The organism is Amycolatopsis sp. NBRC 101858 (genome assembly GCF_030269325.1).
Lineage (GTDB): Bacteria > Actinomycetota > Actinomycetes > Mycobacteriales > Pseudonocardiaceae > Amycolatopsis > Amycolatopsis ponsaeliensis.
On the sequence record NZ_BSTD01000001.1, the window covers coordinates 1,816,675 to 1,837,192 of the forward strand.

Annotated in this window: 20 protein-coding genes; 3 read left to right on the top strand and 17 right to left on the bottom strand. The window is 71.0% G+C overall.

All coding sequences use genetic code 11. The features are described from left to right. Positions 1–11: 11 nt before the first annotated feature. The 10 genes from folE to dacB all read right to left on the bottom strand — a co-directional run bounded on the left by folE (position 12) and on the right by dacB (position 12,082). A complete protein-coding gene (gene folE, locus QSK39_RS08725) occupies positions 12–617 on the bottom strand; it encodes a GTP cyclohydrolase I FolE (protein WP_285477110.1) in 606 nt (201 codons plus the stop codon). Next, positions 595–3,009 (bottom strand): ATP-dependent zinc metalloprotease FtsH, encoded by a 2,415-nt coding sequence (ftsH, locus tag QSK39_RS08730; protein ID WP_285477111.1) that lies wholly within the window; start codon positions 3,007–3,009, stop codon positions 595–597. The genes folE and ftsH overlap by 23 nt, the downstream gene beginning before the upstream one ends. A gap of 202 nt (positions 3,010–3,211) precedes the next feature. Further along, positions 3,212–4,027 (bottom strand): ESX secretion-associated protein EspG, encoded by an 816-nt coding sequence (locus QSK39_RS08735; protein ID WP_285477112.1) that lies wholly within the window; start codon positions 4,025–4,027, stop codon positions 3,212–3,214. A gap of 123 nt (positions 4,028–4,150) precedes the next feature. Then, entirely contained in the window at positions 4,151–4,936 is a 786-nt protein-coding gene (locus QSK39_RS08740; protein WP_285477113.1) for an ESX secretion-associated protein EspG, read from the bottom strand. Positions 4,937–4,994: 58 nt separating this feature from the next. Next, positions 4,995–6,416: a hypothetical protein gene (locus tag QSK39_RS08745; RefSeq protein ID WP_285477114.1), complete on the bottom strand. Its 1,422-nt coding sequence runs from the start codon at positions 6,414–6,416 to the stop codon at positions 4,995–4,997. A gap of 22 nt (positions 6,417–6,438) precedes the next feature. Further along, complete coding sequence (locus QSK39_RS08750; RefSeq protein WP_285477115.1) at positions 6,439–6,804, bottom strand: hypothetical protein; 366 nt, start codon at positions 6,802–6,804, stop codon at positions 6,439–6,441. A 144-nt stretch (positions 6,805–6,948) separates the two neighbouring features. Further along, positions 6,949–7,500: a hypoxanthine phosphoribosyltransferase gene (gene hpt / locus QSK39_RS08755; protein ID WP_285477116.1), complete on the bottom strand. Its 552-nt coding sequence runs from the start codon at positions 7,498–7,500 to the stop codon at positions 6,949–6,951. Positions 7,501–7,503: 3 nt separating this feature from the next. Then, positions 7,504–8,463, bottom strand: coding sequence for a tRNA lysidine(34) synthetase TilS (gene tilS / locus QSK39_RS08760; RefSeq protein ID WP_285477117.1), 960 nt, complete (start codon positions 8,461–8,463; stop codon positions 7,504–7,506). Next, entirely contained in the window at positions 8,460–9,470 is a 1,011-nt protein-coding gene (locus QSK39_RS08765) for an Rv3626c family coenzyme F420 biosynthesis-associated protein (RefSeq protein WP_285477968.1), read from the bottom strand. Before QSK39_RS08765 ends, tilS begins: the two co-directional genes overlap by 4 nt. Positions 9,471–9,742: 272 nt before the next feature. Then, on the bottom strand, positions 9,743–12,082 hold the full coding sequence (gene dacB, locus QSK39_RS08770; protein ID WP_285477118.1) for a D-alanyl-D-alanine carboxypeptidase/D-alanyl-D-alanine endopeptidase: 2,340 nt from the start codon (positions 12,080–12,082) through the stop codon (positions 9,743–9,745). A 177-nt stretch (positions 12,083–12,259) separates the two neighbouring features. On the opposite strand from dacB, the gene QSK39_RS08775 reads away from it, so the two are divergent. After that, the gene (locus QSK39_RS08775; RefSeq protein WP_285477119.1) at positions 12,260–12,778 is read left to right on the top strand and encodes an inorganic diphosphatase; all 519 of its coding nucleotides are present in this window, start codon (positions 12,260–12,262) and stop codon (positions 12,776–12,778) included. Positions 12,779–12,833: 55 nt separating this feature from the next. Here the strand turns inward: QSK39_RS08775 and QSK39_RS08780 are convergent, their stop codons facing one another. From QSK39_RS08780 to QSK39_RS08795, 4 genes are all read right to left on the bottom strand, one after another. Continuing rightward, a complete protein-coding gene (locus QSK39_RS08780) occupies positions 12,834–14,483 on the bottom strand; it encodes an MDR family MFS transporter (RefSeq protein WP_285477120.1) in 1,650 nt (549 codons plus the stop codon). Between the two features lie 181 nt (positions 14,484–14,664). After that, the gene (glyA, locus tag QSK39_RS08785; RefSeq protein WP_285477121.1) at positions 14,665–15,933 is read right to left on the bottom strand and encodes a serine hydroxymethyltransferase; all 1,269 of its coding nucleotides are present in this window, start codon (positions 15,931–15,933) and stop codon (positions 14,665–14,667) included. 112 nt (positions 15,934–16,045) lie between these two features. Beyond that, positions 16,046–16,450, bottom strand: a complete 405-nt coding sequence (locus QSK39_RS08790) for a hypothetical protein (RefSeq protein ID WP_285477122.1) — start codon at positions 16,448–16,450, stop codon at positions 16,046–16,048. Between the two features lies 1 nt (position 16,451). Next, a complete protein-coding gene (locus QSK39_RS08795) occupies positions 16,452–16,874 on the bottom strand; it encodes an uL11 family ribosomal protein (protein ID WP_285477123.1) in 423 nt (140 codons plus the stop codon). Between the two features lie 104 nt (positions 16,875–16,978). Here QSK39_RS08795 and QSK39_RS08800 point away from each other — a divergent pair, with 104 nt between their 5' ends. Continuing rightward, positions 16,979–17,431, top strand: a complete 453-nt coding sequence (locus QSK39_RS08800) for a hypothetical protein (RefSeq protein WP_285477124.1) — start codon at positions 16,979–16,981, stop codon at positions 17,429–17,431. A gap of 28 nt (positions 17,432–17,459) precedes the next feature. Here the strand turns inward: QSK39_RS08800 and QSK39_RS08805 are convergent, their stop codons facing one another. The 3 genes from QSK39_RS08805 to QSK39_RS08815 all read right to left on the bottom strand — a co-directional run bounded on the left by QSK39_RS08805 (position 17,460) and on the right by QSK39_RS08815 (position 19,909). Next, the gene (locus QSK39_RS08805) at positions 17,460–17,984 is read right to left on the bottom strand and encodes a gamma carbonic anhydrase family protein (RefSeq protein ID WP_285477125.1); all 525 of its coding nucleotides are present in this window, start codon (positions 17,982–17,984) and stop codon (positions 17,460–17,462) included. A gap of 28 nt (positions 17,985–18,012) precedes the next feature. Continuing rightward, positions 18,013–19,215: a M14 family metallopeptidase gene (locus tag QSK39_RS08810; RefSeq protein ID WP_285477969.1), complete on the bottom strand. Its 1,203-nt coding sequence runs from the start codon at positions 19,213–19,215 to the stop codon at positions 18,013–18,015. A gap of 106 nt (positions 19,216–19,321) precedes the next feature. Continuing rightward, a complete protein-coding gene (locus QSK39_RS08815) occupies positions 19,322–19,909 on the bottom strand; it encodes a TetR/AcrR family transcriptional regulator (RefSeq protein WP_013230483.1) in 588 nt (195 codons plus the stop codon). Positions 19,910–20,031: 122 nt separating this feature from the next. Here QSK39_RS08815 and QSK39_RS08820 point away from each other — a divergent pair, with 122 nt between their 5' ends. Further along, on the top strand, positions 20,032–20,487 hold the full coding sequence (locus QSK39_RS08820; RefSeq protein ID WP_284745075.1) for a GreA/GreB family elongation factor: 456 nt from the start codon (positions 20,032–20,034) through the stop codon (positions 20,485–20,487). Positions 20,488–20,518: the final 31 nt, after the last annotated feature.

The following is a 20,518-nucleotide window of genomic DNA, read 5'->3' on the forward strand; positions in this document are numbered from 1 at the left end:
TAGCCCCACGCTCACCGGCGCGCCCTGATCAGGTCGAGAGCCTCCGCCCGGGAGGAGGCGGAGTTCTTCAGCTGACCCCGCACGGCGGAGGTGGTCGTGCGGGCACCGGGCTTCCGGATGCCGCGCATGGCCATGCAGAGGTGTTCGGCCTCGATCACGACGATGACGCCGCGCGGTTCGAGCTTCCGCACGATGGCGTCGGCGACCTGGGAGGTCAGGCGTTCTTGGACCTGGGGCCGCTTGGCGTAGAGGTCGACGAGCCGGGCGAGCTTGGAGAGCCCGGTGACCTTCCCGGCGGCGTTCGGGATGTACCCGACGTGCGCGACACCGTGGAACGGGACCAGGTGGTGTTCACACTGGCTGAACATCGGGATGTCCGTGACCAGCACCAGTTCTTCGTGGGACTCGTCGAAGGTGCGGTCCAGCACCGAGTCCGGCTCGGTGTACAAGCCGGCGAACATCTCGTGGTACGCGCGGGCCACCCGGGCGGGGGTCTCCTTGAGACCGTCCCGCTCCGGGTCTTCGCCGCATGCCAGGAGGAGCTCGCGGATCGCCTTCTCCGCCCGGTCCTGGTCGAAGACCGGGCGGTCGGCGTCACTGGGACTTGTCTGGTCCATCCGCGTCACGACGCTCCCCCTCGCTCTGCTGCTGGTTGCCCGCCTGGTCGGCGAACCAGCCGTGCTCGCGAGCGCGTTCTTCACCACCGGGCCGCCACGACTGGCCCGGCTGACCGCCCGGCGAGGTCGCGGGCGTCCAGCCCGGAGGGGCACCGTAGTTCGGCGGGCCGCTCTGGCCCACCGGGCCACCCGGGTACCCGCCGGCCTGCTGGTTGCCGTGGTTCTGCGGCCAGTGCGCCGTGCCGTTGGGGCCACCGTTCGCGCCGCCGTAAGGACGGCCGCCGTTCGGGTAGGCGCCCGGCTGCGGTGGGGCGTACGGGTTGGCGTTCGGGTCTGCCGGTGCCGGGTACGGCGGGCCGCCCGGGAGGTCGCCCGCGCCCTGGGCGGTGCCGACCGGGGTCGGCTCCGGCTTCAGGACCGGCTTCTCCTTCTCCGGCGGGGGCCACGGCTCGCCGCGCTCCATCGCCAGCTCGCCCGGGGTCTTGATCGGCGGCTTGTCCGACGGCGTCCGCTCACCGAACTCGTTGAACACGGTGATGTGCGGGCGCTTCTCGACCGTCGCGAAGATCCGCTCCAGGTCCTTGCGGGTCAGCGTCTCCTTCTCCAGGAGCTCGATGACCAGCTCGTCGAGCACGTCGCGGTAGGTGTTGAGCACGTGCCACGCCTCGGTGTGCGCGGTCTCGATGAGCTTGCGCACCTCCTCGTCGATCTCGTGCGCCACCTCGAGCGAGTAGTCCGCCTGACGGCCGGCCGAGCGGCCCAGGAACGGGTCGCCCTGCTCCTGGCCGTACTTGACCGCGCCGAGCCGGGCGCTCATGCCGTACTCGGTGACCATCGCGCGGGCGATCTTCGTCGCCTGCTCGATGTCCGAGGACGCGCCGGTGGTGGGCTCGTGGAAGACGAGCTCCTCCGCCGTGCGGCCACCCATCGCGAAGACCAGCCGCCCGATCATCTCGGAGCGGGTCATCAGATCCTTGTCGTCCTCCGGGACGAGCAGCGCGTGCCCGCCCGTCCGGCCGCGCGGCAGGATCGTCAGCTTGTAGACCGGCTCGATGTCCGGCATCGCCCACGCGGCGAGCGCGTGCCCGCCCTCGTGGTAGGCCGTGATCTTCTTCTCCTTCTCGGAGATGATCCGGCTCTTGCGGGCGGGGCCGCCGACGACGCGGTCGACCGACTCCTCCAGCTCGACGTCGCCGATCACGTGCCCGTTCTTGCGGGCGGTGAGCAGCGCGGCCTCGTTGAGCACGTTCGCCAGGTCGGCGCCGGACATGCCGACGGTCCGCTTGGCCAGGCTGGTGAGGTCGGTGCCCTGGGCGATCGGCTTGCCCTTGGCGTGCACCTCGAGGATCGCCTTGCGGCCGCGCAGGTCGGGCGCGGACACCGGGATCTGCCGGTCGAACCGGCCGGGGCGCAGCAGCGCCGGGTCCAGGATGTCGGGCCGGTTGGTGGCCGCGATCAGGATGATGCCGCCGCGGGCGTCGAAGCCGTCCATCTCGACGAGCAGCTGGTTCAGCGTCTGCTCGCGCTCGTCGTGGCCGCCGCCGAGGCCGGCGCCGCGCTGGCGGCCGACCGCGTCGATCTCGTCGACGAAGATGATGCACGGCGCGTTCTGCTTGGCCTGTTCGAACAGGTCACGCACACGGGACGCACCGACACCGACGAACATCTCGACAAAGTCCGAGCCGGAGATCGTGTAGAACGGCACGCCCGCCTCGCCGGCGACGGCTCGCGCGAGCAGCGTCTTACCGGTACCGGGCGGCCCGTAGAGCAGGACGCCCTTCGGGATCTTCGCCCCGAGTGCCTGGTAGCGCGCCGGGTTCTGCAGGAAGTCCTTGATCTCGTACAGCTCTTCGACGGCCTCGTCGGCACCCGCGACGTCCCCGAAGGTCGTCTTGGGCATGTCCTTGTTCAGCTGCTTGGCCTTGGACTTGCCGAAGTTGAGGACGCGGTTGCCGCCGCCCTGGGCGTTGTTCATCATCCACATCAGCAGGCCCAGCACGAGGGCGAGCGGGATCGCGAAGATGAGGATCTGCGTCAGCACGCCCTGCTGGGTGACCTTGGTGGTGAACTTGATCGGCTGGCCGCCGGTCTTGGCCGCGGTCAGCGAGTCGTAGATCGGGCGGGTGGCATCCGCCGGATACTGCGAAATGATCTGGGTGACCTGCTGGCCGTCCACGTCGATGGGCTTGGCCAGCAGCAGTTTGAGCTGCTGTTCCTTGTCCTCGATGCTGGCTTCCTTGACGTTGTTCGAGGAGATCTGGGAGTTCGCCACCGAGATGGGTGCCTGGGTGTACCCACGATCACTGTCGAAGATCGTGTTGTACGCGAACAACGCCAGCAACCCCGCGACGATCCACAGCAGTGGGTTCCTGAGCACGCTCTTCCGGTTCATACGACTCGGCCCTGGTGGCCTCGACCCTCCCTGGTTGGGCGGCTCCTGTGATACCCGCCATCACGATCTTGACAACCCGTGGTGCCTGGACACCCGTCCCATCAGGGTACCGTCCGCTGCCGCGTTCATCCCCTGTGAGCCTCTCGCAGGTCAACGGGCGATACCGCGCCCGGGTTCCCGCACGGCGTCCACGGTGGTCACGCTATCGCGTGCCGTCGGACACACTGTTCACCATCTCGCCCAGCCGGGTCCGCAACGTGGCCGGGTCGGCGGGGGCGACCGTGACCCACTCACGACCGTCCGTACCTGCGCGGGAGAGGCTGAGGTAGCGCCCGGTGGCGGTGTCGAACCAGGCCAGCACCCGGGACCGCTGCTTGGCCCCGACCTGCGAACGGCTGTTCGCTGCCAGCTGACCGCCGCGCTGCCGCGGCTGCCCGGAGATGCGGCCGTACGCCTCCCGCGGGTCGGCCGTGACGCGCTCGCTCAGCGGCGTCCGACGCGCCTTCCCGCGCTCTTCAGCCGGGTTCGACGGCAGGGACACGGGCACCCGGATCGGCGCGGTCCGCAGGGCGTCGTCCAGCGGGAGTGTGACCGACGCCTCGCTGCCGCGCGGCCCGGCCGGCAGCATCCCGACGACGGCGGAGACCAGGCCGTCCGGCGGGACGTCCCGCAGCCAGATGCCGTCGGCGTCCTGCACCGCGAGGACGCCCTTGGTGTCGTCGGCCGCCGCGAGGACGCCGACCGTGGGCGCCTCGAACTGCGGGATGTGCAGGGCGTCGATGGTCAGCGGAGCGAAGGCCAGCAGCTGCAGCGCGTCCTCGATCGGCGGCGCGAGCCTGCCGCGCGGTTCGCGGATGCCGCGTGCCTTGAGCTCGGCGTCGACGCGGTGGCGCAGCGAGACGCGCTCGTCTTCGGTCGCGCCGTGCGATCTGACCAGCAACGGGTACGGCAGCTCGCCGACCTGCGCCGACTCCCAGAGGAAGTCGAACGCCAGCGGCGAGAAGAACTCTTGCATCACTACTCTCCCGGATCGGACTCTTGCTCAGCGTAGCCCGCACCACCGACAAGAAGTGATCATCGGCCGGGCACGCTCGGAGAAACCGGAGCCCGATCTTGGCAGAGACCGCGTGGGGCCGCGGTGTCAGACCGTGCTGGTCGTCGCCGCTCCCGCGAGCATCTCGCCGAGGCGGTGGCGCAGCGTTGCCGCGTCGGCCGGGGCGATCGTGATCCAGTCCCGGCCGTCGCGGCCGCGAGAGGCCTGGGTGAAGTAGCGGCCCGTCTCCGTGTCGAACCAGCTCAGGACCGGGGTCCGGGTGCGGCCGCCCATGCGCGAACGCGCGTTGGCCGCGATCTGGCCGCCGCGCAGCCGCGGCTGGGCGTGCAGCTTCGCCAGTGCCTTGCGGTCTTCGTCGGCCGAAGCGCGCTCGTCGCCGTTGCCGCGGCGGGACAGGAAGTCGACGCCGTGGGCGCCGACCAGCTGCTCCAGCGGGACCGTGACCGACTTCTCCGTGCCGCGCGGGGCACCCGGGAGCAACGAGACGATCGCGCTCGCCAGCCCGTCCACCGGGCACGGCTGCAGGTGGAGGCCCCGCGTGTCCTGCACCGCCAGCAGCCCCTGCGCGCCCAGCACGCCGGCGATCGCCAGCAGCGGCTCGGCGTCCGGGGCGATCAGCTGGACCGCGTCCAGGCTCAGCTCAGCCTGCGCCAGCACGCCGAAGTAGTCCTCGACGTGCGGCTCCGGCCGGCCGCGGCCGTCGGCCAGCCCGCGTGCGGTCAGCCCTTCCAGCGTGCGCCGGCGCAGGAGCGACCGCTCGTCCACGGTCTCGCCGTGCGAACGGATGCGCAGCGGGTACGGCAGCTCGCCCAGCCCGGCGGACTCCCACAGGAAGTCCACCTCGACCGGGGTGAGCAGCTCAGCGTTCGGCATCGAGCCACCCCCAAGAGAAACCGGCCGGGCACGCGGTCCGCGTGCCCGGCCGAAAGGATCAGCGGTCTTCGTCGTCCTCGGACCACGCGCCGATGACCGGCGGCGGGGTCGCCTGGTTCGCGCCGAAGGCCGCGTCCGGGTCCGCCTCGATGAGGAACGACGCGTGCGTGTGCTCCTCGTCCTGCTCGCCCTGAGCGCCGTGCGGGGCCATGCCGCCCATGCCGCCGGGGTTCATCGGCGGCGGGGTCTGCCCGCCGATGGTGCCCGCCGAAGAGACGAGGCCCTGCTGCGGAGCCTGGGCCGACGCGGCGCTCTGCCCCTGGCCTTCGGCCGAGGCGAGCGACGTCTCGTTCTCCGACTTCGCGCCGGAGCGGTTGCCCTTGCCCAGCGCACGGGAAGCCAGCGCGCCGAGACCGCCGGCGGCACCGCCGAGGCCGAGGCCCATGCCGATCTTGCTCAGCGGGTTGCTGCCACCGGGCTGCCCGGCGCCGGAGCCGACGTGGCCCGCACCGGTGCTCGTGCCCGTGCCCGTTCCCGCACCCGGGCCCGTGACGGAGCCGTCGGCACCGCCGCTGCCGAACGCTGCCGCGTCGTGGCCGAAGCCGCCGGCGCCGTGGACGCCGTTCGGGCCGACGACCCCCGCCTGCTGCGCGTCGAACGCGCCGCCGTGGCCGCCGAAGCCCGAGCCGCTCGAAGCGAACACCGCGCCGCCCGCGCCCGACAGGCCGTGGACCGGGCCGGCGCTGCCGACGCTGCTGATCCCGCCGAACGAGATGGAGTTGTGCGAACCCGTCGGCTTCATGCCGAGCGACTCCGGGCCGAAGCTCGGGGTCGAGCCGTCGACCTCGCTCATCGCCTGGGTGTAGGCGTTGAAGAACGCGACCTGCTGCGCCTTGACGTCGTTGGCCGCGTCGGCCTGCGCCTTCTGGTCGGCGATCAGCGCCGCCGGACCGCCGGCCAGCGCGGCCGCCATGGCCTGCTTGGGGTCGTAGTCCTTGGGGGCCGGCATCTTCTTGACCTCGGCGGCCGCCGCGGCCTGCCGGGCGAGCCGGTCGGACATCGTGTGCGCGGCGTCGGACGCCTGCGAGCCCGAGTTGGCGATGGCCACCAGCGCGCCCTGCGCGCCCGCGGCACCCCGGCCGATCCAGGCGTTGCCCAGTTCGGAGATCGCGTTGTACAGGTGGTCGGAGGCCTGCTTCAGCTCGGTGCCGTGGTGCGACCAGGCGTGCCCGGTCGCCTCGGCCGTGCCGGGGTCGTTGTTGTTGACCGCGCCTTCGTACAGCTGCTGGCTGGCCTGCGCGTTCCAGTTCGGCGGGTTCGCGATCGCGCGGTCGCTGCCCATGTCGAAGCCGCCGGCGCTGCCGCGGGCGTTGTCGACGATGTTCTGCGACGACGAGTTCTCGCCGAGCGGGACGAGCGAGCCCGGGTCGGTGGCGCCCGCAGTGGTCGTCGACGGCTGGTCGCTGTGGTTCGGAGCCATGATTTCGAGTCCCCCTCTGGGCTCAGGCGTTGCGGAACGGGTCGGCCGCGGCCTGGTCGATCTCGTGGTACCGGGACATCGCCGTGACGATGCCCTCCTCGGCGGCGGTGTACTGGTCGAGCAGGTTCTGCAGCGCGGAGGCGTAGGAGTCGTTCCCGCCGTCGGCGCGCTGGACGAACTTGGCGGCCATCGCGTTGCCGACCGGGTTGTCCCCGAGCTTCGGCGGCTGCGCGAGCGTGCCCGCGCCGCTGAGCAGGGCCTCGACCGCGTCCTTGCCGGTCCGGATCTTGTTCAGCACGGTCTGCGCGGCGTCGGGGTCGATCCCGACCTGACCCGCCGCGGCCGCGGCCTTGAAGGCGTTCGCGTCGGCAGCGCTGCTGTTCGCCATCTGAGCTCTCTCCCGTTCCCCCGACCCGGTCACCGCGGGCACGAATGGTCTTCGCATAGGTTAACGCACGTGATCAGAGCGTATGACGCAATCCGCGCCACCGGGGTTCCGCGGATCCGGTCATTGCGGTGAACGGTCGGTGAACTAGGACGTGTAGACCTTCGGGTCCAGCGTCCCGATGTAGGGCAGGTCCCGGTACCGCTCGGCGTAGTCCAGGCCGTAGCCCACGACGAACTCGTTGGGGATGTCGAAGCCGATGTACTTCACCGGGACGTCCACCTTGACCGCCTCCGGCTTGCGCAGCAGCGAGACGACCTCAAGCGACGCGGGGTTGCGGCTGGCGAGGTTCTTCAGCAGCCACGAAAGCGTCAGGCCGGAGTCGACGATGTCCTCGACGATCAGCACGTCCCGGCCCGCGATGTCGCGGTCGAGGTCCTTGAGGATCCGCACGACGCCGGACGACGACGTCGAGGAGCCGTACGAGGAGACGGCCATGAATTCCAGCTGCGTCGGCAGCGGCAGCGCGCGGGCGAAGTCGGTCATGAACATGACCGCGCCCTTCAGGACACCCACCAGCAGGAGTTCACCCTGCCCGTTGGGGGGATAGTCGGCGGCGATCTGCGCCGACAGTTCCGTGATCTTGTCCTTGATCTGCTGCTCGGTGACGAGCACGGAGGCGATTTCGCCCTCGTACACGGGTCATTCCCCTCGGGTGGTGGGTTGGGAGATGACGCAGAGCCTGCCACGGCACCGCCGGGCTTCCAAGTTGCCCGGCAACCAAACACCGCCCTGACCACGCCACCGGGCGACGAGGGCATCGACCGCCCGCAGGTGCGCGTCGGTGAGCTCGCGCACACCCGATTGCAGCAGCCACCTGCGGATAACCCGCCGGCGGATGGCCGCGGGTTCGGCCGTGAGGACGCCGACATCCAGCCCTTCGGAGCCGCCCGCGCGGGTGAAGATCATGTCCGCCATTGTGTCCAGCGCCTCACTGTCCTCACGCAGCTGCGCGGCCGTGCGGGCGAGTGCGCCGGCGACCCCGCCGTTGAGGACGTCTTCGAGCAGGGGCAGGACTTCGGTCCGCAACCGGACCCGGGTGAAGCGCGGTTCGGCGTTGTGGGGGTCGTCCCAGGGCTCGACGCCGAGCTCGGCGCAGGCGGACCGGGTGGTCGCGCGCGACACCGCCAGCAGCGGACGGCCCCACGGCGGGTCGTGCGGCCGCATCCCGGCGACGCTGCGGGGGCCCGAGCCGCGGCCGAGCCCGAGCAGGACCGTTTCGGCCTGGTCGTCGAGGGTGTGGCCGAGCAGGACGAGGGCGTGGCCGGCCAGCGCGCCGTAGCGGGCCTTGCGCGCCGCGGCTTCCGGGCCGCCGGAGCCGGTGACGTCGACGCGGCGCACCTCGGTCTCGTCGGCGCCGAGGGACTTCGCGGCCGCGGCGGCGTCGCGCGCGATCTTCGCCGAGCCTTCCTGCAGGCCGTGGTCGACGACCAGCGCGCGGACGTGGTGGCCGCGGTGGTGCCCGACGTACGCCGTGGCCTCGGCGAGGGCGAGGGAGTCGGCGCCGCCGGAGACCGCGACGCACAGCTCGGGCGGTGCTTCGACCGTCTCCAGGAAGGCGCGGACGGCCCGGCGGACGGCCGCGACCGCCGGCCCGGTCATCCGTGCAGGCGCCGGACCCACGCGGCCGGGTCGGCGATCTCGGCGCGCGAGGGCAGGGTGTTCGGCGACCGCCAGACGGCGTTGAACCCTTCCATGCCGACGGCGTCCACGACGTGCTTGGTGAACTTCGCGCCTTCTTCGTACTGACGGATCTTCGCGTCGACGCCGAGCAGCGCGCGCAGCAGCCGGTCGAAGACGCCACCGCCCTTGCGGCGGGCGGTGAACCGCGCGCGGATCGTGTCGACGCTCGGCACGACCCGCGGGCCGACGGCGTCCATGACGAAGTCGGCGTGGCCTTCCAGGAGCGTCGAAAGCGCCAGCAGCCGGTCGAAGACCGCGCGCTCCTTCGGCGACTGGAGCAGCTCGGCGAGATTCAGCTTCGGTCCCTGCTTGATCGCCTCGGGCAGCCGGCCGACCAGGTCGGCGAGGCTGTCGCTACCGCCGCCGGCGAGCCCGGAGACGAGCCGCTCGACCTCGTCGGCGAAGTAGTCGCGCAGCCAGGTGACCGCGGTGAACTGGAGCCGGTGGGTGCATTCGTGCAGGCAGACCCAGAGCCGGAAGTCGTGGCCCGGCACGTCCATCGCGCGTTCGGCGGCGACGACGTTGGGCGCGACCAGCAGCAGCCTGCCTTCCCGGTCGGGGCCGCCGAAGGGGTCGTACTGGCCGAGCACGCGGCTGGCCAGGAAGGCGAGCACCAGCCCGGTCTGGACGCCGGCGCCACCGGCCAGGATCGGCCCGAACGGCCCGCCCTGCTGCGGCAGCGCCCGCCCGGTGAGCGCGTCGAGCCCGGCCGCGGCCGAGCGCACCCAGCCGGGGCGGTCGACGACCTCGCCGGGCAGCAGCGGCAGGTCGAGACCCAGGTTCGTCAGCTGCCGGACGTGCCCTTCGGCCTCCATGGTCAGCTCACGCAGGTCGGTGACGGCCGCCTCGGCCTCTTCGCGCGGAACCTGCGGGCCGCCGCGCACGAGCAGCGCGCCCGTCTGCGCGGCGAGCGCCCAGTCGACCATGGGCCGGGTCTCGGTTTCCTGACTCACCCTTCCGACGCTACCCGGCCCGGACGGGTTTCCGGCCACGATCTTCGTACGGTTCGGTGTCCGAGGAGTGCACCGCTTCGAGCACCCGCACTGATCGGCGGGGACCTGCCGCGCGCTTCGGCCCCCAACCCGGCGTCCCGGCCACGCCCCGGCTTCCGCCGGCTCGCCGCAAAGGCGCCGTCCGCGATCCGCACCACGGCGCCGCGCGAGTCGCGGACCTCAGCGTCGTCGCGCGGTGTCCCCGGCTACGAGCACCCGCACTTGCGCAGGCTCGTGGCGAGCGCGTCGATCGCGTCGCGGCCCGGCTGCTGGTCGGAGCCGTTGGACATGAACGCGAACACCAGCACCCGGCCGTCCTGGTCGAGGACCAGGCCGGCGAGCGTGTTGACGCCGGTGAGCGTGCCCGTCTTGGCCCGCACCCAGCCGCGGCCGGCCTGGGACTGCGGGGTCTCGAAGCGCTTGTCCGCCAGCGTGCCGGACCCGCCCGCCACCGGGAGGCCGGCCAGCATCGCGCGCAGCTTCGCCGTGTTCGGGTTCTTGCCCTCCGGCGCCGCCGCGGCCGCCATCAGCTGGGTCAGCAGCTTCGCCGGGATCTTGTTCTCCCCCGAGATGCCGCTGCCGTCGGACAGCTTGACGCCCGAGACGTCGAAGCCGTGGTCCTTGAGCACCTTGATCGTCGCCGTGGCGCCGCCCGCGAAGGTCGCCTCCTGGCCGGTGGCCAGCGCCACCTGCCGGGCGAGGGCCTCGGCGAGGACGTCGTCGGACAGCTCCATCGTGTCGGAGACCAGCTCGGTCAGCGGCGCCGACTTGACCTCGGCGAGGACCTTCGCGTCCTTCGGCGCGGCCGCCTGGCCGCCGGGCGAGGCGCTGAGCTTCGACGCGATCGTCGACGCCAGCGCGCTGCCCGCGTTGGGCACGCGCATGGAGTTGTTGTTCTTCGGGTCCTGGCGCCCGGCGTCGGCCATCACCGACCCGATCTGCGTGGCGAACGTCGAAGGCGCGTCGCCCGCGGCCCAGCCCGGCGCCGTCGTCGCGCCCTTGAAGAGGCTCAGGTCGACCTGCACCTTCTTGACGTTCGGGTTGGCCTTCTTCACCTGCGCGACGAGGTCGTCGACGTGCGCGGCACCCGGGTACAGCGGTGACTCGGTGCCCAGCGGCAGCGCGGTGAGGGTGACGTCGCCGCCGCCGACCAGGATCACCGTGCCCGGGTCGGCGCCCTGGACGATCTTCGTCGACAGCCGCGTGTTCGGGTCCAGCGCGAGCAGCGCGGCCGCGCTGGTCAGCACCTTCGTCGTCGACGCGGGGGTCACCGCCGTCGCCGCGCTGTGGTCCCAGAGCGTGGTGCCGCTGACCGGGTCGACGACGCTGCCGTTGAGCTGGCCGAGCGCGCTGTTGCCGGCGGGCCCGCTCAGCACGGACTTGACGCCGTTCGCGGTCGGCGCCTGCCCGGCGGTGTCCGGCCCCTGCAGCTGGCGCGTGGCGGCGGCCGGGTCCGGGCTGTCGCCCTTCGGCGCGTTCGGCGCCCAGGGCAGGCCGAGGCGGTTCGACACCTTCGGCATCGCGGCGGCGATCCCGCCACCGGCCAGCAGCAGCAGGACGACCGCGACGAGCGCGATGATCTTGCCCTTGCGCTTCTTCTTCGGCGGCTCCTCGGCGGCCGCCGGCGCCGGCTCGGCCGGCGGCTCCACGGGCGGCTCGTTCCGCGGTTGCGGCTGCTGCTGGAAGGCCCCGGGGAACTGGGTGGGCCGCTCGATCCCGACGGTCGCCTCGGCGTCGAACCGCTGCCCGTCCGGCTCGATCCGCATCGGCCGGGCCAGCGACCCGGCGGACGCCGGCGGGACGACCCCGCGCGGCGGCTCCGGCGGCAGCGCGGGACGGCGGTCGTCCGGCACGTCGAGGCGCTGGGCCCAGGGCTGCTGCGGCGGCTCCGAGCGCTTCAGCTGCTCTTCGCGGCGCTGCTGCTCCTCACGCCACAGCTGCAGCTCCTCCCGCCACGGCTGCGCTTCGGACTTGTCGGACTGCGGCTCGTCGTGCCGATCCGGCTGCTCACCGGGCCAGACGTTGCGCTCCACGGGCACCCACGGCGCCTTCGGGGGCTGCGGCGGCGCCATCTGCTGGGTGCTCTGGGCGTCGCTCTTCGGCTCGGCGGGCTTCTCCTCGGGCGGCTTCGCCTCGATGTACTGGGTGCTTTCCGCCGCCGGTTCCTCGAGCTTCTGCTTCACCTCGATGTACTGGGTGGACTCCGCGACCGGAGCGGGCTCGGGTTCGGGCTCGGCCGGCGGCTGCTCCGGCTTCGGTTCCGGCTTGCGCGAGCCGAGCCGGTCGGCCAGGTCCTGCTTGGCCGGCGTCGGCGGGGGCGGCGGCTCCTCGGCGGGCGCGTTCAGCCCCGGGATCGGCTCGGGCTCGACGTTCGGCGCGAACCACGACCCCTTCGGCGCCTCACTGCCTGTGACCTTGGGCACGCCGGGCTCCTCCGAAGCGCTCGCCGGAGGGTCGGGCAGCGCCATCGGCGTGGTCTTCCGCGCGCCGGACGACGAGCGGTCTTCGTCCGACGAAGGCCACATCGGCTGGTCGTTTTCCGGCACCCACCACTCCTTCTCACCTGCCCCGGAAGGGGCCAAGCTCACATGCCGCGAGGCCGACATCGATGCGACCGCGAGACAGGGCGTAGTCCACACTAGGAGACGTCAAGACAGTCATTAAGGTTGCCGCCCGCGACGCGTGGGCACGCCGGATCCGTCAAAAGAAGCAGTGAGGACGCCGTGGAGTTCGACGTCACGATCGAAATCCCCAAAGGGGAGCGCAACAAGTACGAGGTCGACCACAAGACCGGTCGCATCAAGCTGGACCGGACCCTGTTCACGGCCACCCAGTACCCGGCCGACTACGGCTTCATCGACGACACCCTCGGCCAGGACGGCGACCCCCTGGACGTGATGGTGCTCGTGCAGGAGCCCACCTTCCCGGGCTGCCTGATCCGCTGCCGCGCGATCGGCATGTTCCGGATGACCGACGAGAAGGGCCCGGACGACAAGGTCATCGCCGTTCCGTCGAACGACCCGCGCCTCGAGCACCTGCGCGACATCCACCACATGAACGAGTTCCACCGCCTGGAGATCCAGCACTTCTTCGAGGTCTACAAGGACCTCGAGCCGGGCAAGAGCGTCGAAGGCTCGACCTGGGTCGGCCGCACCGAGGCCGAGGCGGAGATCGCCCGGTCGTACGAGCGCGAGACCGACCGGCTGGCCAAGGAAGCGGCCAACGGCGGCGCCGCCCACTGACGCCCACCCGAAAGAGGCCCCTCGTTCCCGAGGGGCCTCTTCGTCGTTCAGCGGGTCAGTGGGCCAGGGCGAGGGCCGGGGCTTCCTCGGCCTCCGCGCGCTGCTCCATCGCCGACTTGTCCGAGAGCGGCTTCTCCTTGAGGAACCACACCAGGGCGAACCCGACGGTCAGCACGATCCCGCCGACCAGGAACACCGTGCTCATCGACTCGGCGAAGCCCTGCAGGATCGGCCGGGCCAGCGTCGGGTCGAGCGTGGACAGGAACGACGTGTCGTTGACGTCCAGGCCGCTCTTCATCTGCTGCGCGAACTCCGGGTGCTGGGCCAGCGCCGACACGTAGGCCGGCGTAGTCATCGCCGAGCGGATGGCGTTCGCGATCCGGTCGCCGACCGTGCCGAACAGGATCGACAGGAACACCGCGGTGCCCGCCGTGCCGCCGATCTGCCGGAAGAACGTCGCCGCCGAGGTGGCGACGCCGATGTCCTGCGGGCGGACGTCGTTGGTCGCGGCCAGCACCAGCGTCTGCATCGAGGCGCCGAGGCCGAGGCCGATCACGAAGGCGATCACCATGACCAGGCTCAGCGAGGTGTCGACGGTGATCGTCGACAGCGCGAACAGCGCCGCCGCCATCAGGCCGATCCCGGCCACCGCGAACATCTTGTAGCGCCCGGTCTTCGAGATCAGCCGGCCACTGGTCAGGCTGGCGACCATGATGCCCAGCGTCAGCGGGAGCATCTGCAGGCCGGCCTGGGTCGGCGTCGCGCCCTTGACGATCTGCAGGTACAGCGGCAGCGACATCATCGCGCCGAACATCCCGGCGCCCTGCACGACGGTGACCAGCGTGGCCATCCGGAACACGGGGCGCTTGAACAGGCGCAGCGGCAGCAGGGCGGCGTCGCCCATCCGGCGTTCGATCCAGACGAACGCGGCCACACCCAGCCCGCCGACGACGTACATGGCGATCGAGGCGGCGGAGCCCCAGCCCCACTCACGGCCCTGCTCGGCGACGATCAGCAGCGGCACCAGCCCGGTGGCCAGCGCGACGGCACCCCAGTAGTCGACCTTCTGGTTCACGCGGGTGTGCGGGAGGTTCAGCACCTTGGTGACGACGACCAGCGCGGCGAGCGCGATCGGGACGTTGACCAGGAAGACCCAGCGCCAGCCGGTGATGCCCGCGAAGGTGTCGATGCCGGCGAAGAACCCGCCGACAACGGGGCCGGCGACGCTCGAGATGCCGAACACGGCCATGAAGTAACCCTGGTACTTGCTGCGCTCACGCGGCGCGGTGATGTCGGTGATGATCGCCAGCGCGAGCGACATCAGGCCACCGGCGCCGAGGCCCTGGAACGCGCGGAACGCGGCCAGCTCGTACATCGACGTGGCCATGCCGCTGGCCAGCGAGCCGACCAGGAACAGCGAGATCGCCGTCAGGTACATGGGCTTGCGGCCGTAGAGGTCGGACAGCTTGCCGTACAGCGGCGTCGAGAGCGTCGCGGTGATGAGGTACGCCGTGGTGGCCCAGGCCTGCAAGGACAGGCCGTGGAGTTCGTCGGCGATGGTGCGCATCGACGACGACACGATGGTCTGGTCGAGCGCGGCGAGGAACATGCCGAGCATCAGCCCGGACAGGACGGTCAGGATCTGGCGGTGGGACAGTTTGCCGTTCGTAGCGGCTGCTCCTTCCGCCGTGGTGGTGTCGCTCATGGTGGTCTCCCTTGGTAAGCCTTCGCCGTAGTTGCTTGTACCTCTCAACTACTTGCCTCGACCAAGTATTCCTCGGAAGCTTGCATGGTGCAATCAACTTTTCTGTGAGCCGCGTCTCCCCGGCGCCGGACACGCCGAAGGCCACCTCCGAGCTGCGGAAGTGGCCTTCGGCGAACGACGGTCAGGCGGAGTAGCCCGGGATCGGGAACGGCGCCAGGAACTCGCGGATCTCCGCGGCGATCGAGTCCAGCGACGACTCGTCGGCGGCCGCGGCCGCCGTCACCGTGCGGTCGATCCACTCCGCCACCTGGACCTGGTGCTCCGGCCGCAGGCCGCGCGTCGTGATCGCGGACGTGCCGAGGCGGATGCCCGACGGGTCGAACGGCTTGCGCGGGTCGAACGGGACCGTGTTGTAGTTCAGCTCGATGCCCGCGCGGTCGAGGGCCTGCGCGGCCGGCTTGCCCGCGACCGCCTTGTTCGTCAGGTCGATCAGCAGCAGGTGGTTGTCCGTGCCGCCGGACACGAGGTCGTAGCCGCGGGCGAGCAGCGCGTCGGCCAGCGCTTTCGCATTGGCGACGATCGCGTGCGCGTATTCGGAGAACGAAGGCTGCTGCGCCTCACCCAGCGCGACGGCGATCGCGGCCGTCGTGTGGTTGTGCGGGCCGCCCTGCAGACCCGGGAAGACCGCCTTGTCGACGGCCTTCGCGTGGTCGGCGTCCGAAAGGATCATGGCGCCGCGCGGGCCGCGGAGGGTCTTGTGCGTCGTCGTCGTGATCACCTGCGCGTGCCCGACCGGCGACGGGTGCGCGCCGCCGGCGACCAGGCCGGCGATGTGCGCGATGTCGGCGACGAGGACCGCGTCGACCTCGCGCGCGATCTCGGCGAACGCCGGGAAGTCGATCGTGCGCGGGATGGCCGTGCCGCCGGCGAAGATCAGCTTCGGCCGGTGCTGGCGCGCGAGGTCACGCACCTGGTCGAGGTCGACGCGGCCGGTCTCCTTGGCGACGCCGTAGCGGACCGGGGTGAACCACTTGCCGGTCGCCGAGACGCTCCAGCCGTGCGTGAGGTGGCCGCCGTCCGGCAGCGCCATGCCGAGCACGGTGTCGCCCGGCTGCGCGAACGCGAGGTACACGGCCAGGTTCGCCGGAGACCCGGAGTACGGCTGGACGTTCGCGTGGTCGGCGCCGAACACGGCCTTCGCGCGCTCGATCGCCAGCTGCTCGACCTGGTCGATGAACTGCTGGCCCTCGTAGTAGCGCTTGCCGGCGTACCCCTCGGAGTACTTGTTGGTGAGCACGGTGCCGGTCGCCTCGAGCACGGCCTGCGAGACGTAGTTCTCCGACGCGATCAGGCGGATCTTGTCGTGCTGGCGCTTCGCCTCGTCCTCCACGAGCCCGGCGATCGCGGGGTCGGCGGCGGCGAGGGCGGTCAGTTTCGGCTGGTGTGTCATGGCGTACTCCGGCTCTGGAGTGGCCTTCACCCAGGCGCGCGGTGCCGGCCTCGTCGTCGCTTCCCGGTGGTGCTCCACCTCGATGGCGCCAGTCGCTGCTGCGGGCAAGAGCCTAGTCCACCGCGCTCGGGGCCCGGCGGTGCTCGGCGCACCACTTGCGCGTGCAGCCCGACGTCCGGTCGCAGAACGGTCGGGCGCAGGTCGCGCAGCGCTTCACCCGCCGCCAGCCGCCGACCGTGACGAGCTCCGCGAGTCCTGCGGCGCCCGCAGCCAGCTCACTCTCGCCCATCAGCGCTGTCACGTAGACGATCCGCCAGGCCGCACCCGTGTCGACGAGCCGCGGCCGCGCCCCGGCCTCCGCCAGCACGGCGTTGAGGCGGCGCGCGGCCGCGTGTTCGTCGGGGAGCTGCGCGGCGATCCCGCACAGCTCCGGGTTTCCTTTGCGCAGCAACCGTTCCGCGACCCCGAGTTCGGGGTCGAGCGCGTGGAACGGCGGCACGACCGCGTGCTTGCGCACGTCAGTCGACGACCACGACACCCATGGACCGGGCCGTGCCCGCGATCGTGCGCATCGCCATCTCGACGTCGGAGGTGTTGAGGTCCGGCAGCTTCCGCTCGGCGATCCCGCGCAGCTGGTCCTTTGTGATCTTCCCCGCGATCTCGTGCCCGGGCCGCGCAGAACCCTTGTCCCCCAACGCCTTCTTGATGAGGAACGACGTCGGCGGCGTCTTGAGCCGCAGCGCGAACGAGCGGTCCTCGAACACCGAAACGACCACCGGCACGATGTCGCCGCGCTGGCCCGCCGTCGCCGCGTCGTAGGCCTTCTTGATCTCGACGAGGTTGACCCCGGTCTGCCCCAGCATCTTGCCGAGGTCGACGACCGGGGCGTTGCCCGCGGACAGTTCCAGGGTGACCTGGTGGGTGAGTTTCTTCGGAGCCATGCCCCGAAGCTAGAGTCTCCAGCTACTGGAGGGTCAATCTCGAGCTTCGAAGTAACGACCGCTGCCGTGTCCTCGACTTCCTTCGAACACCAGAAGGAATCCTCATGGCGACGTCAGCGCTGGTCATCAGCATCATCTCGGCCCTCACCGCACTCGCGGCGCTTTGGTCGACCTCCGCGTGGCGGCGTCAGTCCCACCGAGCCGCGGTCTCCGCCTTCCGCATGCTGGTGAAGCGCAAGCAAGTCTTCGTCGCCGACGTCTCCGACTGGTGGGTGAACGGCATCCACACGAGCGTCTACGAGTTGCGCGATCAGCTCGTGAACGCGATGAGCACGTTGCCGTGGCAGTCGATGTCGACCGCGGAAGACATGGTCGACGACTGCACCCGTTTCCTCACGAGTCTCAGACCCTGGTTAGACGTCGAGCAAGCTCCGGAAGACGTCCTCGCCCTGCACCGCACATGGGTGACTCGGATGTCGGCCCACTTGGCGACGCTCGATCGCCAGGCCAAGCCACGACTTCACAGCCGCAAGCCGACGCGCGCCGAAGCATCGTGAAGACTCACGACGCTTCGGCGGTTCCAGCTCAATCCAAAGCTTCGACGCCGGCCTTGTGGCGCTTCGCCAGGTCCTGGTAGACGGGCGCGTTGTGCTCCACCCACATCCGCGCGGAGTCGGTGAGCGGCACGAACTTCTTGGCGGGGCTGCCCATCGCGACCACCTCGGACGGCACCTCGGTGCCCGGCGTGACGGTGGCCCCGGCCGCGACCAGCGTCCGCTCGCCGATCTTCGCGTCGTCCAGGATGGTCGAGCCGTTCCCGATCAGGGCCTGCTCGCCGACCGTGCAGTCGTGCACCAGGCACTGGTGGCCGACGGTGGCGTTCTTGCCGATCTCGCACACCTTGCCGACGTTGACGTGCACGACGGAGTTGTCCTGGATGTTGGCGCCTTCGCGGACGATGATCTTGCCGAAATCGGCGCGCAGCACGGCGCCGTACCAGACCGAGGCGTCCTTCTCGACGACGACGTCGCCGATGAGCGTGGCGGTGGGCGCGATCCAGGCGTCCGGGTGGACCTGCGGGCTGAGCCCTTCGAACGAGAACAGAGGCATGCCCGCACCCTAGACCGCGCCCGGTGCGTCAGCCGGTGATCGCCGTGTTGATCAGGATGTCGACGGCTTTGTCGTTGCGCGTGGTCTGCGGGACGATCTGGGTGTCGCGCGGGTAGAAGCCCGGGCTGCTGCCCTTCGGGTACATCTCGAAGGTGAAGCTCCAGATCTTGTGCGTCGCCCACATCCAGTCGTTGACGCTGCCGTCGGTGATGTAGAGGTCGCTGGACTGCTGCGGCGTGTAGCTGTTGGTCGCCGCCATCTGCTTGCCGAGCGTCTCGAACTTCGTCGCCTCGGCCGCGGTGAGCCCGGGCGCGGTCCGGTCGTAGGTGTAGCCGAACGGCCAGAGCACCAGCTCGGAGTAGGTGTGGAAGTCGATGTGCGTCTTGATCTGCTGGACGCCGCCGACCACGCGGGAGTTCACCCAGTTCGAGACGGCCCGGGCCTCGGGGGCGGAGAACGCCGCCGTGCCGCGGTAGGTCTCGCTGGACGTCGAGCCCGACGAGCCGCCGCAGCAGCCCCACTTGTAGCCCCAGTTGCGGTTCGTGTCGGTGCCGGGGCCCTGGCGGTTCTTGCGCCAGCTGTGGAACGTGCCGCCGGAGATGTCGTACTCGGAGCCGTCCGGGTTGACGCTCGGGACGACCCAGATCTCGGTGCTGTCGACGAGCCGCTTGATCGCGCTGTCGGTGGCGTATCCGCTGGTCAGCCGCTGCACGATGTGCAGGCACATCTCGGTGGTGAGGTGCTCGCGCGCGTGCTGGTTGCAGGTGAACAGCACCTCGGGCTCGTTTTCGTCGGTCGCCGCGTTGTCGGAGATCTTGATCAGCGACAGAGCGCGGCCTTCGTAGGACGTGCCGGCGCTGCCGAGCTTCGTCAGCGACGGGTAGTTCGCGACGGCCTTCTGCAGCTCGGCCTGGGTCTCGGCGTAGGTGTGGTAGCCGGTGTAGCCGGCCGGGAAGTCCTCGACGGTCGCGGTGCTCTGCGGCCGGTCGACCGCGCCGAGCGCCTTGACGCCGAAGCCGAGCGCGCGCAGCTGGGCCGCTTCGCCGGGGTTGGCGATGACCGTCGTCGTGCCGTTCGTGCTGTCGAGGATGTCGGCACCGGTCCTCGCGACCTCGGTGCGCTGCTGGGCCGTGCCGGTGCCGCTGACCTCGTAGACCTGCGGCCCGGCCGGCTGGGCGACGGCCTGGCCGCCGGTGGCGAGCATCAGAAGGACGGCCGCGGCCGCCGCCATGCACGTTCGTGGGCGCATCACGTCTCCTGCTCTCGGGGGTGCTTCGACCTTGGCGGGAGCCGGACGTAGTGCGCAATCCGTACGTCTACGGATCTATAGGGCGTTTCTAGCCGTAGTTGGCGAAGCAGAGCGCCTCGATGTCGGCACGCAGCGTGGCGAACGGCCGAGGGCGCACCCGCTGCTGGACGACGGTGCCCAGCAGGTACGACAGCAGCGCGCGGGCCCGCGCCCGCGGGTCGTCGACGTCGAGCGGGGCGAGCAGCTCGGCCAGCAGCTCGGTGAGCGACGTGAGCATGACGTCGATGGCCTGCGGGTGCTGCGCGCGCCCGGCCGCGATCCAGTACTCGAACCAGAGGAACGCCGCGTTGGGGTTGGCGGCGAAGACGCTCAGGTACTCCTCGAGGACGGCGAAGAGGCGCTCGCGGGGCTCGTCGTGCTTCGCGGCGACCTCGCGCAGCCCCGCGGCGAAGGCGGTGATGTGCGCGGCCATGGCCCGGTCGATGAGGACGTCGATGTCGGCGAAGTAGTAGTGGATCGCGCTCTTGGTGAGCGGGCCGGCGTCGGCGATGGCCCGCACGGTGCACCCGGCGAGCCCGTCGCGCGCGAGGACGACGCGTGCGGCTTCGACGATCTGTTCCTGCTTGGCCAGCTGGTTGGGAGAGAGCCGCTCGCTGCGACCGGGGACTGCGCTCACGGTGATTCTCATTACCTTCTTCCTGGACTGCAGCCCCGAATCCTAGGGCAGACGTCCTGCGGGTGGCCCCGGGGTGAAAAACCGGATTGGCCACCCCGGTCCGCGCAGCGGACAATGCGCGCATGGTGATCTCAGGGGACAAGGGGCTCAGCTCGGCTGCGCGCAGCCAGCTGGAGAAGGAAATCGCGAACTTGCGTGCTCAACGCGAGGCGCTCGCGCCGCAACCCGGCGAGCAGGAGCGCACGGGGGACGCGGCGGACCAGGCGGACGTGATCGACCGCGCGGAGGCGGCCGCCCGGCTCGACCGCCAGATCGCGGACCTGGCGGCGAAGATGGAGCACGGCGGCTACGGCAACGCCCAGCTCCCCGACGGGACAACGGTGGCCCTCCGCTTCTCGGACGGCGACGAAGAGACGTTCCAGGTGGTGACGGTCCCGGGCGAAGACGCGGACGCGATCACTTCCGACAGCCCCCTGGGCCTGGCCCTGGTGGGCCGCAAGGCGGGCGACGAGATCACCTACCGAACCCCCCGAGGCGACGCGAAGGCCACGGTCCTGAAGGTCACGCCCCCCAAGTAAGCCCCCAGCCCCTCCGAAGGCCCCCGGCCAC

What these genes read in the sequence shown, in the direction of transcription:
- QSK39_RS08810 (WP_285477969.1), bottom strand. Translation starts at nt 19,215, where the DNA reads ATGGCGGCGGCCGCGGCCGTCCTTCTGATGCTCGCCACCGGCGGCCAG.
- QSK39_RS08820 (WP_284745075.1), top strand. Translation starts at nt 20,032, where the DNA reads ATGGTGATCTCAGGGGACAAGGGGCTCAGCTCGGCTGCGCGCAGCCAG.
- ftsH (WP_285477111.1), bottom strand. Translation starts at nt 3,009, where the DNA reads ATGAACCGGAAGAGCGTGCTCAGGAACCCACTGCTGTGGATCGTCGCG.
- QSK39_RS08795 (WP_285477123.1), bottom strand. Translation starts at nt 16,874, where the DNA reads ATGGCTCCGAAGAAACTCACCCACCAGGTCACCCTGGAACTGTCCGCG.
- QSK39_RS08800 (WP_285477124.1), top strand. Translation starts at nt 16,979, where the DNA reads ATGGCGACGTCAGCGCTGGTCATCAGCATCATCTCGGCCCTCACCGCA.
- QSK39_RS08750 (WP_285477115.1), bottom strand. Translation starts at nt 6,804, where the DNA reads ATGGCGAACAGCAGCGCTGCCGACGCGAACGCCTTCAAGGCCGCGGCC.
- QSK39_RS08805 (WP_285477125.1), bottom strand. Translation starts at nt 17,984, where the DNA reads ATGCCTCTGTTCTCGTTCGAAGGGCTCAGCCCGCAGGTCCACCCGGAC.
- QSK39_RS08745 (WP_285477114.1), bottom strand. Translation starts at nt 6,416, where the DNA reads ATGGCTCCGAACCACAGCGACCAGCCGTCGACGACCACTGCGGGCGCC.
- glyA (WP_285477121.1), bottom strand. Translation starts at nt 15,933, where the DNA reads ATGACACACCAGCCGAAACTGACCGCCCTCGCCGCCGCCGACCCCGCG.
- QSK39_RS08740 (WP_285477113.1), bottom strand. Translation starts at nt 4,936, where the DNA reads ATGCCGAACGCTGAGCTGCTCACCCCGGTCGAGGTGGACTTCCTGTGG.
- tilS (WP_285477117.1), bottom strand. Translation starts at nt 8,463, where the DNA reads ATGACCGGGCCGGCGGTCGCGGCCGTCCGCCGGGCCGTCCGCGCCTTC.
- QSK39_RS08780 (WP_285477120.1), bottom strand. Translation starts at nt 14,483, where the DNA reads ATGAGCGACACCACCACGGCGGAAGGAGCAGCCGCTACGAACGGCAAA.
- QSK39_RS08765 (WP_285477968.1), bottom strand. Translation starts at nt 9,470, where the DNA reads ATGGTCGACTGGGCGCTCGCCGCGCAGACGGGCGCGCTGCTCGTGCGC.
- folE (WP_285477110.1), bottom strand. Translation starts at nt 617, where the DNA reads ATGGACCAGACAAGTCCCAGTGACGCCGACCGCCCGGTCTTCGACCAG.